Raw genomic sequence first — 12,475 nt, forward strand, 5'->3', positions numbered from 1 at the left:
ATGGACAATGCCGATAAGAAATTGGAAATCGGCCTTGAATCGATTTATGATCGAATTCGAAGACCGATTAAAAGATGTTATTTAAAACTGGCAGTTACACAAAATGTGTTACAGGGTCCGCTCAGCGTAATCACGGCCACTCAACGGTGTGCAATTTCGTCACCCTGACGAAGTCAGGGTTTCTACTTAATTACTATTTACGCTTTAGTGAGTATTGTTATTAGGGTTTGCGAAATTTTAAAACACTTCTGTCAGTGTTATACCTATTTTCGGGTAAGAACACCGAAGTGGTTAAGTCATCTTTCGCGTTACGCAAAAACTCTCCTTGCCCTTCAAGTACAAAGCCCGCCGCTTTTATATCTTTAATAACAGCTGCAGGGTCAACACGGTGAATTGATTTACCAATAGCTTCGTTATCAACACCGCTTTTAGCATTGGCATCTATTACGCCAAATACAGCACCTGACTTCAGCTTGCTATAAATTCCTTGCAAAAACTTTGCTTTATCTATTTTTGGCCAACCATTTTCAGCATCTGCATAATATAAATCATGCATACCCAGCACAAATATCGCGCTATCATATTGCTCTTTAGTCCCTTCCAATTCTTCTGGCTTAACAATCAATGTCGACACATTCTGCAAGCGGTTGTCTTTCAAACGTTCATCCACTGCCTTTTGTACAAATTGCTGCCACGGCTGATTGTTGTACATGGTAACGTGACCACTTTCACCCACCACATAACTCATCAACTCCGTGTAATATCCGCCACCAGCAAAGATATCAAGCACTTTCATTCCAGGTTTTATCTCAAAAAAACGCATTACCTGCTCTGGCTTACGTCTTTCATCTACACTACGGTCTTTTTCTGAACGACCTGAGTTGGCAACAGCGTCACTGTAAACATCTGCATAAGCGGCTGTACTAGCGAGTAGTGCACAACCAAGCAATGCACTCAATGATTTTGTTTTCATTGTTATTCTCCAATTGAGTGAAACAAACAGATATATACTAGCGTGAAAGAGAAGAGAGAAGTCGTTAATTTTGTAACCGCGTGTTACTAGAATTTTGAAATGGGGATATATAGAGGTAGAACACTGAGTACGCACAATAATGGGTGCATACTCAGTAAAGGCATCAAATTAGCCTAGTAGCTCAGCCAACTGCTGGCTTACCGCGTCAACAGCTTGCGTGCCATCTAGCTTGTGATACTTAGTGTTACCTGCATCAGCTTCAGCTTGGTAGTAAGATACCAAAGGCTTAGTTTGGTCGTGGTAAATACCTAAACGCTTGCGTACTGTTTCTTCAACATCGTCATCACGAATGATCAAATCTTCACCAGTCACATCGTCTTTGCCTTCAACCTTAGGTGGGTTGTAAACAACATGGTAAACACGACCAGAGCCTGGATGTACACGACGACCGCCCATGCGCTCAACAATGATTTCATCTGCAACATCAAACTCAATTACATGATCGATGCTAATGCCGTTATCTTTCATTGCATCCGCTTGTGGGATGGTACGAGGGAAACCATCTAGTAGGAAACCTTTTGCGCAGTCTTCTTTGGCGATACGCTCTTTCACTAAGCCAATGATGATTTCATCAGAAACCAACTGACCAGCATCCATCACTTTCTTCGCTTCTAGGCCTAGTGGTGTTCCTTCTTTAATCGCTGCGCGCAACATGTCGCCAGTAGAAATTTGTGGAATACCGTATTTGTCCATTAAAAACTGTGCTTGAGTGCCTTTACCTGCACCCGGCGCGCCTAAAAGGATAATGCGCATAATTATGTTCCTCGTATCGGAGTTTATTTGAAATTGTCTAAATTTTTTCACATGCGCCCAAGATTCTCAAGCGACTTATACTAATTGCTGAGCTTTATCGGCCTTTAAAACAAAAAAAGGGGCCTTTGGCCCCTTCTTAGCTTAAAAATATTGCTTATTTACTTAAATCAAGCATCAATTTGTTCAAGCGAGTCACGAACCCTGCTGGGTCTTTTAGACTACCGCGTTCTGCAAGTAGCGCTTGGTCCAGTAATACTTCTGACCACTGTGCAAACTTGTCTTCGTCTTGTTCAACATTTAAATGCTTAACAAGCTGATGCTCAGGGTTTAGCTCAAATACTGGCTTTTGCTCTGGTACAGCTTGACCTACAGATGCCATAAGCTTTTGCATCTGTGAGCTCATATCGTGCTCATCAGCAACCACGCAAGCTGGCGAGTCTGTTAAGCGATGTGTAAAGCGCACTTCTTTGACTTTATCACCTAGCACTTTTTTAACGCGCTCAATCAAGCCTTCTACTTCTTTTTCACTTTCTTCTTGTGCTTTTTTGGTTTCTTCATCATCCAAGTCGCCCAAGTCTAAGTCACCACGCGTGATTGACTGGAACTGCTTCTCTGCAAATTCAGTTAAGTGGCTCATCATCCACTCATCTACACGGTCAGAAAGTAGTAGCACCTCAATGCCTTTCTTACGGAAGATCTCTAAGTGCGGAGAGTTTTTCGCCGCTTCAAAGCTGTCTGCAACCACATAGTAGATCTTATCTTGGCCTTCCTTCATACGTTCAACGTACTGCTCTAACGACACATTTTGTGTGCTTTCGTCAGTGTGTGTTGAGCTAAAACGCAGTAGTTTTGCAATCGCATCTTTGTTTGCAAAATCTTCAGCAGGACCTTCTTTAATAACCTGACCAAACTCATTCCAGAACGTTTGATAATCTTCTGGTTGGTTTTTACCCATGCGCTCAAGCATTTTAAGTACGCGTGACGTACAGCCTTTGCGGATCGCTTGCGTGATCTTGTTATCTTGTAGAATTTCACGAGATACATTCAGTGGTAAATCGTTTGAATCTAAAAGACCTTTTACAAAGCGAAGGTAGCTAGGCATAAACTGCTCAGCATCATCCATTATGAATACGCGTTGTACATAAAGCTTTAAGCCACTTTGACGGTCACGGTTCCACAGATCGAAAGGCGCTTTTTTAGGAATATACAGCAAGCTGGTGTATTCAGTTTTACCTTCTACTCTGTTGTGTGCCCACGTTAGTGGCTCTTCCCAGTCATGACCAACATGCTTGTAAAATTCTTTGTATTCGTCTTCGCTGATCTCTGACTTATCACGAGTCCAAAGAGCAGTTGCGCGGTTGATTGCTTCCCACTTACCAGGCTTAGCTTCAATTTTCTCGCCATCTGGACCTTCTGACTCAGGTACTGGCGCTTTGAACATTTCTACTGGAATTGAGATGTGATCCGAGTATTTAGTGACGATGCTACGTAGTCTGAATTCGTCTAAGAATTCTTTTTCGTCTTCACGAAGATGAAGAATAATATCCGTACCACGGCTGTCTTTTTCTACTTCAGCAAGAGTGTATTCGCCTTTACCTTTTGAGTGCCACTCGACCGCTGTTTTTTCGCCTGCTTTGCGTGTAACCACAGTTACCGCATCGGCAACAATAAAAGCTGAGTAAAAACCAACACCAAATTGACCAATGAGTTTTGAGTCTTTAGCTTGGTCGCCAGTTAAGTTTTGGAAAAACTCCGCTGTGCCAGATTTAGCAATAGTACCTAATGAGCTGATCACTTCATCACGCGTCATACCAATACCGTTGTCTGAGATGGTAATGGTATTGGCATCTTTATCTACGCTAACACGTACTCGAAGCTCTGCGTCACCCTCGTACAAGTCGCCATTTGATAAGGCTAAAAAGCGTAGTTTATCTGCTGCGTCAGATGCGTTTGACACCAGTTCGCGTAAAAAGATCTCTTTGTTTGAATACAAAGAATGGATCATTAGATTTAAAAGCTTACCTACATCGGTTCCAAACTGATGATTTTCTTTGTTTTTTGTTTGAGGCATATTCAATATCCTAATTAATTTGGTACACAAGCTGGTACACATTTTTAATCAAATCAACTTATGCATTGGTATATTGAGATTGCTTCTTATTTTTCAAGTCAAAAAAAGACAATAACGGATAAAAAAGTTACTTGTTACCTAACTCCCAAACGTTTAAACTGTATTTATATACAGTATTTTTTCTCCTATGTTAGTAACAATCGCATACCGTCATAACTATGGTCGCATCCTAATTAACAAATACGGAAACCCTACCAGAAGAACTAAAAATATTTCAGGCCAATCTATTGCATGTATAGTTGACGGTGAAGAACGCATGATCACATTCGGCGGTATTGTAAAAGCGCATCGAGCGAGCCGATTTAAAGAGATCGCCTTAGTTCGCATTGAGGCTTATTCATTTGATGAAACAGGTATATTTAATTTTGTTGAGTTACCCAAAGGGATCTATTTAAAAGGTGTGTTATACGAAGATAAGGCTTACATGGTTGTAGATGAAGAATGCCTCCCTTGCTCGGTTTAATGCCTGTTTTTATTTTGGTATTTTTGTTCATGTGTTAGCATTTGGTTATTTACTGTTAAAAATAGAGCCAAAGGAATGAAAAAAATAAATATTATCACCAGTTTAGTTTTGTTAATGAGTTCAACGTGTTTTGCTAGTAGCGGGATGGGCTCTGTCCCTACTCCCCCATTAAGCCAATCATTACAGCAAACATCAGAAGTATGTTTGAATGATTAAGAGTCTACTCGCTTTATCAGTTCTGTTCAGTAGCACAGCATTTGCCACAAGCGGTGGCGGTGATAAAACGCTCTCACCAATTAAATCCCTTGCACAATGGAAAGAAGCGGACTTCGTTGAATTTCATTGTCGTGGCGAGATAGAGCACCGGCTATCAGACAAAACACGGATAGACTGTTTAAATGATGACTATGCCATTGAGTATGATTGGGGCAAAAAGTGGGCTGAGGCCATAGGTCAAGCACTCTACTACTCAGCCATGACGGGTAAAAAAGCAGGCATAGTTCTCATTGTTAACACAGCTACAAAAGAGCGCTACTTGCGCCGCATCGAGAAGACTATCGAAACTCACAAACTTAAAATCATAGTATGGACAGTCAATAAAGATGATAAAAAGCCACCTGTGAGGTTTCTTTAACGTGGACAGCCTCAGTAACTCTGATTGGGCGGCAATTGTAAGCGCTAGCATAGCCACTTTTGCACTGGGGTTAACCATATTTCAGGCGGCAATGACTCGGAAACATAATCATATGTCTGTTCGCCCAGCTCTCTGCGATTGGACACATGCCTCTGATCATACATTATCATTTCATCTGATTAATAAAGGACTAGGCACTGCACATATAAAAACCTTTGAACTCTATTTTAAGGGCAAGCGCATATCATATGCCGAGCTAAAGACAAAACTTGATGAGTTATTTCCCGATAATATAGATAAGCAAACGGCAGAACTAACACCAGCGTCTTTCATTGCTAAAGATGAAAAGATATTAGTTTTCTACATTAAATTTGCCGATCCAAAGCGTATAGATGAAGCGGAAAAAGTCATGGACGAATGCTTTGAGCTAAAAGTGACTTACACATGTCTCTACGACAACCCATTCACCTATCATTTTGGGAGTTAGTCCCCCAAACTTTTAATTACGCCTACATGGAAGTATACAATTGATAATGATCTTTCATTTATCTGTTGATCAATTTACAGACAACTGATACTTTGAATTTGTAGTGAAAGCCAAACAACTTTAGTTGTCGCTGCAACATAACTTCAATTATGGGCCCAAATTCAAATATAACGAGACACTGCGAGAGCTAAGTCATCGTACATTTCTAAAAAATAGGCGCTTAGTACATCAGCTGCCTTCAAGTGCATATTTCAAACACAATAATTCACATACAATTTTAGGAAAGAACTATGACGATTAAATCGTATTGCTATATTGCAGGATGGTTATTGATAGCTATCGCCCTATACTGCGTTTATCATCTTTTGTTTGTCACCATTGGTACAAACCTATTTGGTGGAGGGCCTATAGATATCGAAGCGATAATTATCAATTTTGTAATGTTTATACTATTTGGATTTATAGGAATGCTTATGGTGCATTTTAACAGCTAGGGGCGCAAGCCCCTCAATCTAAACTGATACAGCCTTTGTTCTTACACACACTTTTTGGACCTGATGCTTTGCCTCAATTTCCCAAAATATGTGCTCCACTCCAGCCACTTCCAATCTATCTCGAACAGCTGCCATATTAAGACTCGCAGGGCATATCATATCGCCAACGGCCAAATGCATGAATGGTGAAGTACTTTGAAAATGCGCCACCACAGCCCTGTCATCGTCTGGCGCATAGATTTCTAGCATGTAAGTCGTAGGTAGTATATTTTCCATTTTGCTGTCGCTTCCCTGTTTTGTAATTGACGCATCAGTTTATACTGTATATAAAAACAGCAGTCAAATACTAACTGTAAAGTAAAAGCCTCTTTTAACCATAATATGTATGCTCATATGGCAATATAATCTCGTATCATTTTTTAAAATGAGCTTTAACAGAAAGCTTTTATTGCACGCTTCGTCACAAATAGATCAACAAATAAACAACAAAGTAATAGTATTGACAAAAAAGCAACGTAAGATAGCAAAATCATCAATCCAACACGGGAAAATGAAAATGAAATTGGCACTACTATTATTGACAGCAAGCACCGCAGCGACCGCGAATACAAACCTATGTAGCAAGTATGGTTGCCCAATTGGTGCGCCTTCAACAAACGATATCGTTGAACGCCCTATCTATGTACTCAGCAACAACCGCACAACCAAGTTTGCAGATTGGTTAGCATACAAAGTGAGCCCCACCACAATTGACGGTCCAAGCCGTTCGAGAACATGGAAATCAGATCCAGAAATTGATAGTAGATACACTCTAGAGCCGAGTGATTACAAAGATGCGTGGGCTACTATTCACACTGACAGAGGACACCAAGTACCACTTGCATCGTTTTCGAACACGCCTTATTGGAGTGATACAAATTATCTGTCTAACATCACGCCACAATCGTCTGACTTGAACCAAGGCCCATGGGTTAAATTAGAAAATGCAGTCAGAAGTTTAGTAAGAACAGGTGAAAATGCATACGTGGTAACAGGCCCTCTATACGAATATTATTTTGCAACGTTACCTGGTGCAAACGAGTCTCACACCATTCCGTCTGGGTATTTTAAGGTAGTAGTTACTATTAACGGCTCAAATGTCACAGCATCCGCATTTATCATGGAGCAAACGGCGAGTAGATCTTTAGACTATTGCGGTACTGAAGTAACAATTGACGAAGTCGAGCAGCGCTCTGGCTTAAACCTGTTACCGAATCTATCCAGCTCTAAAGCTTGGTATTTAGAAGCCAATATCGGTGGACTAACGTCAAAGCTAGGTTGTTAATCCTATCGGGGCTACACCGCGATAGCCCCTCCCCCTCAAAGTTATTGGAAGCCTCGGGTGTGCAACGAAGGAATAGAGTTAGCCCTCTTCTTCAAAACAAGCCACTTCCTCACCGTATTGCTCGTCCATACCGATAAATTTAGCTTTAAGTTTCTTTGCTGAATAATTAATGATGTCAGCATCCAAACCGCTTTTTGTAGGGCTAGATACAGTACTAACGCTCCCTTCTAGGTCTCTCACTAGTCTCAAGAATACTCTGCCATCAAAGTTTTTACGTGCATGGTAATGTTTAGCCATATGCTTATCCTCTGTGTAATTTATAAGCATTATATCATCTTTAAATGATAAAAACTGGGCAGTGCTTTTACGTTAAAAGCCTGTCCAAACATTTCCAATATCACCCCAAAACACGACGCTTGTGAATTTCATAGACTAAAATACAATCTATGTTGGAATTTGGTAATGTTCGGGTGTTGTGTGCCATTCATTAAAGGTCACAAGCCAATGCGAAAAAGGCCTGTTTCTGATGCTGTGAAGCGGTTAGAGGCAAGCAGAAAAGGCGCTGGGAAAATAGAGAGCAAAGCGCAGCTTAAACACATATTAGCTAATGCAAATCGCGGTGAAACAGCCGAGCGGAATGTAGCGCTAATTTGGTTTCTTTTTGGTTCGCTAACTCGCATTGGTGAGACTTGCCATCTTAAAGTTAAAGATGTTTTACTCATTCCGGAGAGCTTAAATCTATTTTTAGGATGAAAGCTGAGTACACCAAAACAGCTCAAAGTTGTGATTGCGCTTTGGTTTTGAAGCAGCATTTTTGCATGGCGTGACAAACGCATAGCAGATGCGTGCTATGCTATAAACTGATGGTAGGTTGAATGGAGATAGTCCATTATTTTTAGCTAGAAGCGGCAAACGCTGGCTAACTCTATCGTTTAATGTGAAAAAATACCAAACGAAGGACGGCCAGAAACAAACACTAGTTTGTTCGAGAGTGGAAAACTACGTTAGGAACCTATTTAAAAGCTGCGGATTTAAGCAAGGTTCAAGTCACTCAGGCCGCAAATGTGATTCGGCGGTTGATTATGAAGTCATACAAATGACTATAGGTCATGTGAGCGATGATATGACTGATGTTTACATTATTCCTGATCCGAAGAAGCGAACGGATGCTTTGAATAGTTTATATAAAACTGTGACTTTAGAGGGAGCTAGCTAGTGATTTCCATTAAATTAAAAAATGTATTTTATGTATTATGCGTTTTAACAATATTCTGTCCTATAACAATTGCGTTTACTCAAGCTTACTTTGTTAATCACGAACTATCATTTGACCTAACAGTCTCAGGTAACTGGGTTCACGCATTAGATACTTTTGCATTACCTGTCGAAGTTTTCAAGATACTTGTTACCATTACTAGCGTTCTTGGTTTGTATTATAAAATAAGTCAAACAGAGAGGCAGATTAGTCAAGCTGTGTTGCGAGATACTTTTGCCATGTACATAGAACATCGCAAGTATGTGTTGGAAATTTTAGATGAAAACCTTGGTACCTTAGTTAACGAAGCCATTTTACATATTAAACGTCCAAAATTTTATATAAGCATGTTCCCAGAAAATATGCCTACTAAAATGAAAAATTATGCTGACACATCTGAGCTCATGCCGATTAAATTTGATTTCTTTTGCTGCACTCTTCGTGAAATCTGCAATCACGTTGAGACTCAAAAAAAAGCTGTGTCCAAGGAACTAGTCGAATGTTGGGTGAGCCGAATAGAAGAAGATTTTTATCTATTTGGATTTAGTTTCAACCCTATAGATTTTAGCTCCTCAGAGTTGGTGAAAATCATTGAAATTGCAGAAAAATTAATACCCTCTATTAACTACTTTTGCTCGGTTGATTCGACACCGGTTAAATCGCAGTTGAAATATTTTAGAGAATTAATAAAAGATGACTTACTTACCCCTTATAACGAACAAGTTTTTTGATATTAGAATCACGAAGGAATTAAGATGACTGATTTAGTGCTAAACATTATGGAAGTATACCCGCAAGAAAAGGTGCATCCTGAAATAGAAAACCCAAACAACTCAACCACTGTTACTTGCGGTAACTGTGGTGCGGAAGTTCGTAATGTATTCAATTTGACTATGCGAGCAGGCGAAAATTATAGCGTTCGATGCAGTGCAAGGAATGATGCCGGACAGCAATGTCTAAATACATTTAAAGTGACCGTTTCAGAGAAATAACATATTGGAAAAACAGTCATGAAGCTGACGCAAAAGAAAAAAGCTGAAATATTTGATTGGATTAACGGTCAGCGTTGAAAAATTGGCAAGAGGGAAATCATGAAAATACAGTTCAACAAAGAAGATATTTTAGCGTTGATTAACGATATAGATAAAAGAGAGAAATTGAAATTAGCTTTAGACAGCATAGTTCGTCATCAACTCTACTGTAAGTTTCATTATGAAGAATTTAATAAAGCCTTTAACTTTCATGGTTTAGCTATGTTTGGTGAATTACCTAGCGAAACAGAAATGAAAAATCCACAATACTATTGCTGTGTGTTTGAATCCCATGCGTTTGCGTTCTTCCGAGCTCTACATTCCCTCATAGAATCGGTGCCCTACATTGTCAATATCCTGATAGGGAGAGAAAAGGTAGAAAGCAGACACCTTAATTGGGAAACGGCAAAAAATTCACTCAATAAACGTGGTGCTTATACACTGGAAAATTATATTATAAAATTGAAGAATGAACCCGCCTATAAACAGCTTGATAATCTTGTTAACATCTCCAAGCATCGGCGTTTACCCCAAATTGATAGCGGGGTGTTTAGTGGACATGCCACTGCGAAGTTTATTAATAAAGAGTTCGATTACAACACATGTCACGAGTTATCAGTCCCTGCTTTTATGGAAGAAAGTTATCAGATAATAGAGCCTTTTGTGGTGAAATTTGTATTTGAACTTGCAGAGTATTTAGGGCAGTCCAATTCCCATTCCCATTCCCATAAAAAACCATAGGATAAAGTTACCCTTTAATGTACATTGGAATAAGAAAATGAACGAAACAAAAAGCCCCTGGGAAATGCCTTTATGTGATCTTTATGAAGTTATGGGGGATGGTTCGGGAAAAATTTGGGCTGATAAGAAGATTGCACAGATTAAAGTTGATAAATGGAAATGGATTTTTTTTAACTTTTTTTGTTTATTATTCATAGTGTCTTTGTTCTATTGCAATCCTCTAAATGAAGACTGGCATACATGGTTTTCTAGGTTTGGAGCACTAATTTCAATATCGTCAGTTTTAGTTGAATATTATTTCCTAAACAAATTTAAAGATGTAATTAATTTTAGCGAACACTCAAAACCAGTTTATTGTGTTATTTATGTCCAAAGAAAGTTCAGGAGTACGGTAAGCTACTCCAAACGATATACGATGTCTATGGCAGTTATAGGTACTATCGTTTGGGGTTATGGTGATTTAATCTATATTCATTTAAAAAATTAGCATTGGAATACAGCAATGACTGAACAGTTACCTCGGTTTGAGCGGAAAAATAATGGTGCAGTTGTATTGATTGTTGGTCATGCAGATGAGTATGGTGCTGAGCAAACCATGACGCATTTTCTTTCAGAAAAATCAGCACAGCGCTTACTTGATGAACTTACAAAGCTTGAGCCAAAGCGCCAAGCAGAAATTAAATAACAATATTGGATTAAGGGTAAGTGTGCAAAATTCAAAAGGCACACTACACTAATAATCAGTTATCAGGATGATAAATCAGTCAAAGGAGAAGACTATGCTAAACGTACAGCCCCGCCCTGTACTCGCGCCCAATCAAGAGTATGTCCGTTTGATCGGCTACGCATCAAGTAAAAAGCCCGTTGTATTAATCGCATTGCTGAGCGGGTGGCGTTGCTCAGAGATAATGCGAATAGCCAAACGCTATCCGCATAAATTCAAGTGTGAGCGATATTGGCGATTTTGGTACGTATCGCTCATTTAGCTAGTCTTTGTACTTAATGGTTACCGCTTAATCTTCATCACTAAGGTCATCATAGAAACGCTCTACATTTCTTGAGCAAGCGTATTAAGGTTAAAAAAGCCCCTGCTGGGGCTTGGCGGCTTTGTGAACAAACACATTTCTGAATTAGGCTTCTGAGTATGTCCACAACTCAGTTTGTTTTTGCGCTGCAAGTGAGCATGCCTGTGTAAGTTGCGCTTTGCTCACTTCGACTACTTCATTGTTAGCCAACACCCAAAGCTGCGTGTCTTGCTCTGACATAAGCAAGATGGCTCTGGCCATACGCTGCTGGCTTAGCTCGTCACCATCAAACTCTAGGCCATCTACGCTCACCGTGATGGCAGCGACATTTGCAGCGCGTTGTGCTTTAAAACGCTCGCGTTTTACGGTTTCAATATGTTCCGCGCTGTGGGCGATGGTTTTGGGGTGATGATAGGCAATCAGCGTATCATCGTCATAAACAATGTGCGAGTCTTGGGCTTCGGTTGTAAGTTCTAAATCTACCGCTACGTTTTTGACTTCATAACATGCGCGGCGTTTTGCCATATCAATCACAGGCTCTGCTGGCAACTCGGGAACCGCGACAGGCTCGTCAGGGTTTGCTGCGTTGTGCGCCTGTGCTTGCTCAATTTCAGCTTGAACCTCTGGTAAAGACGCTTGCCATTGTGCATGCGCTTGTTCGTGTGCCGATTGCTCTTGTTCGATAGCCAGTTGCAGCGCTTGTCTGATTTGCGCACGCGGGTGACGCAGGGCAATTTTGGTGTGTATATCTTTATAAGTGATCACAGCCTGTTGCTCAGTGACTGGTTCATTTACTTGTTCAATTATTTGTTCGCTCATAGCTGGGCCTTAGTTGTTGTATGCGATGCCAATTGGGAATTGAGTGTGGTGGCAGAACACTTTAACCGTGTTGCCGTTAAGGTCGATTTTAACGTTTTCACCGTCGTCAATGATAGAGATGGTTTTGTCATCGCCCCAGTCTATGCCGTTATGCTTTAGCTCAGCGCCGTGGAATTGTAGATAGAGAAGACCATTTCGCTTAGCACATGAGTAAAGAGCTTTGAAACCTGGAGACCGGTCGTTAGGTGCGTCAAGACTAACTCCCGTATGTTTGGGTTCATCGCC

At 40.3% G+C, this 12,475-nt stretch carries 18 protein-coding genes; 11 read left to right on the top strand and 7 right to left on the bottom strand.

Annotation, left to right across the window (positions count from 1 at the left end; all coding sequences use genetic code 11):
* Window positions 1-220: 220 nt before the first annotated feature.
* From HC733_RS20850 to htpG, 3 genes are all read right to left on the bottom strand, one after another.
* The gene (locus HC733_RS20850) at window positions 221-973 is read right to left on the bottom strand and encodes a class I SAM-dependent methyltransferase (protein ID WP_190366907.1); all 753 of its coding nucleotides are present in this window, start codon (window positions 971-973) and stop codon (window positions 221-223) included.
* A 168-nt stretch (window positions 974-1,141) separates the two neighbouring features.
* On the bottom strand, window positions 1,142-1,786 hold the full coding sequence (gene adk, locus HC733_RS20855; RefSeq protein ID WP_171624675.1) for an adenylate kinase: 645 nt from the start codon (window positions 1,784-1,786) through the stop codon (window positions 1,142-1,144).
* A gap of 154 nt (window positions 1,787-1,940) precedes the next feature.
* Window positions 1,941-3,857, bottom strand: a complete 1,917-nt coding sequence (htpG, locus tag HC733_RS20860; protein WP_190366908.1) for a molecular chaperone HtpG — start codon at window positions 3,855-3,857, stop codon at window positions 1,941-1,943.
* A gap of 187 nt (window positions 3,858-4,044) precedes the next feature.
* On the opposite strand from htpG, the gene HC733_RS20865 reads away from it, so the two are divergent.
* From HC733_RS20865 to HC733_RS20875, 3 genes are all read left to right on the top strand, one after another.
* Window positions 4,045-4,380 (top strand): hypothetical protein, encoded by a 336-nt coding sequence (locus HC733_RS20865; RefSeq protein WP_190366909.1) that lies wholly within the window; start codon window positions 4,045-4,047, stop codon window positions 4,378-4,380.
* 208 nt (window positions 4,381-4,588) lie between these two features.
* A complete protein-coding gene (locus HC733_RS20870) occupies window positions 4,589-5,014 on the top strand; it encodes a hypothetical protein (protein ID WP_203219226.1) in 426 nt (141 codons plus the stop codon).
* Between the two features lies 1 nt (window position 5,015).
* Window positions 5,016-5,501: a hypothetical protein gene (locus HC733_RS20875; RefSeq protein ID WP_190366910.1), complete on the top strand. Its 486-nt coding sequence runs from the start codon at window positions 5,016-5,018 to the stop codon at window positions 5,499-5,501.
* A 512-nt stretch (window positions 5,502-6,013) separates the two neighbouring features.
* Here the strand turns inward: HC733_RS20875 and HC733_RS20880 are convergent.
* Window positions 6,014-6,271: a hypothetical protein gene (locus tag HC733_RS20880; protein ID WP_190366911.1), complete on the bottom strand. Its 258-nt coding sequence runs from the start codon at window positions 6,269-6,271 to the stop codon at window positions 6,014-6,016.
* Between the two features lie 280 nt (window positions 6,272-6,551).
* Here HC733_RS20880 and HC733_RS20885 point away from each other — a divergent pair, with 280 nt between their 5' ends.
* Window positions 6,552-7,319, top strand: coding sequence for a DNA/RNA non-specific endonuclease (locus HC733_RS20885; protein ID WP_190366912.1), 768 nt, complete (start codon window positions 6,552-6,554; stop codon window positions 7,317-7,319).
* Between the two features lie 78 nt (window positions 7,320-7,397).
* Here HC733_RS20885 and HC733_RS20890 read toward each other — a convergent pair whose 3' ends face one another.
* Window positions 7,398-7,616, bottom strand: a complete 219-nt coding sequence (locus HC733_RS20890) for a hypothetical protein (RefSeq protein ID WP_238937648.1) — start codon at window positions 7,614-7,616, stop codon at window positions 7,398-7,400.
* Between the two features lie 207 nt (window positions 7,617-7,823).
* On the opposite strand from HC733_RS20890, the gene HC733_RS20895 reads away from it, so the two are divergent.
* The 7 genes from HC733_RS20895 to HC733_RS20925 all read left to right on the top strand — a co-directional run bounded on the left by HC733_RS20895 (window position 7,824) and on the right by HC733_RS20925 (window position 11,332).
* The gene (locus tag HC733_RS20895; protein WP_190366914.1) at window positions 7,824-8,072 is read left to right on the top strand and encodes a hypothetical protein; all 249 of its coding nucleotides are present in this window, start codon (window positions 7,824-7,826) and stop codon (window positions 8,070-8,072) included.
* 462 nt (window positions 8,073-8,534) lie between these two features.
* Window positions 8,535-9,305, top strand: coding sequence for a hypothetical protein (locus HC733_RS20900; RefSeq protein WP_190366915.1), 771 nt, complete (start codon window positions 8,535-8,537; stop codon window positions 9,303-9,305).
* Window positions 9,306-9,329: 24 nt separating this feature from the next.
* A complete protein-coding gene (locus HC733_RS20905) occupies window positions 9,330-9,566 on the top strand; it encodes a hypothetical protein (protein ID WP_190366916.1) in 237 nt (78 codons plus the stop codon).
* Between the two features lie 99 nt (window positions 9,567-9,665).
* The gene (locus tag HC733_RS20910; protein ID WP_190366917.1) at window positions 9,666-10,346 is read left to right on the top strand and encodes a hypothetical protein; all 681 of its coding nucleotides are present in this window, start codon (window positions 9,666-9,668) and stop codon (window positions 10,344-10,346) included.
* Between the two features lie 37 nt (window positions 10,347-10,383).
* Window positions 10,384-10,833, top strand: coding sequence for a hypothetical protein (locus HC733_RS20915; RefSeq protein WP_190366918.1), 450 nt, complete (start codon window positions 10,384-10,386; stop codon window positions 10,831-10,833).
* A gap of 15 nt (window positions 10,834-10,848) precedes the next feature.
* A complete protein-coding gene (locus HC733_RS20920; protein WP_190366919.1) occupies window positions 10,849-11,031 on the top strand; it encodes a hypothetical protein in 183 nt (60 codons plus the stop codon).
* Window positions 11,032-11,125: 94 nt separating this feature from the next.
* Window positions 11,126-11,332 carry a hypothetical protein gene (locus HC733_RS20925; protein ID WP_190366920.1) on the top strand — a complete coding sequence of 69 codons (207 nt, stop codon included), beginning with the start codon at window positions 11,126-11,128 and terminating at the stop codon, window positions 11,330-11,332.
* A 144-nt stretch (window positions 11,333-11,476) separates the two neighbouring features.
* Here HC733_RS20925 and HC733_RS20930 read toward each other — a convergent pair whose 3' ends face one another.
* Window positions 11,477-12,190 carry a DUF4376 domain-containing protein gene (locus HC733_RS20930; protein WP_190366921.1) on the bottom strand — a complete coding sequence of 238 codons (714 nt, stop codon included), beginning with the start codon at window positions 12,188-12,190 and terminating at the stop codon, window positions 11,477-11,479.
* Between the two features lie 9 nt (window positions 12,191-12,199).
* Window positions 12,200-12,475 (bottom strand): hypothetical protein (locus HC733_RS20935; RefSeq protein ID WP_190366922.1); only part of this gene is annotated, 276 nt, incomplete at its 5' end.

This window comes from Pseudoalteromonas sp. S16_S37 (assembly GCF_014694405.1).
GTDB lineage: Bacteria > Pseudomonadota > Gammaproteobacteria > Enterobacterales > Alteromonadaceae > Pseudoalteromonas.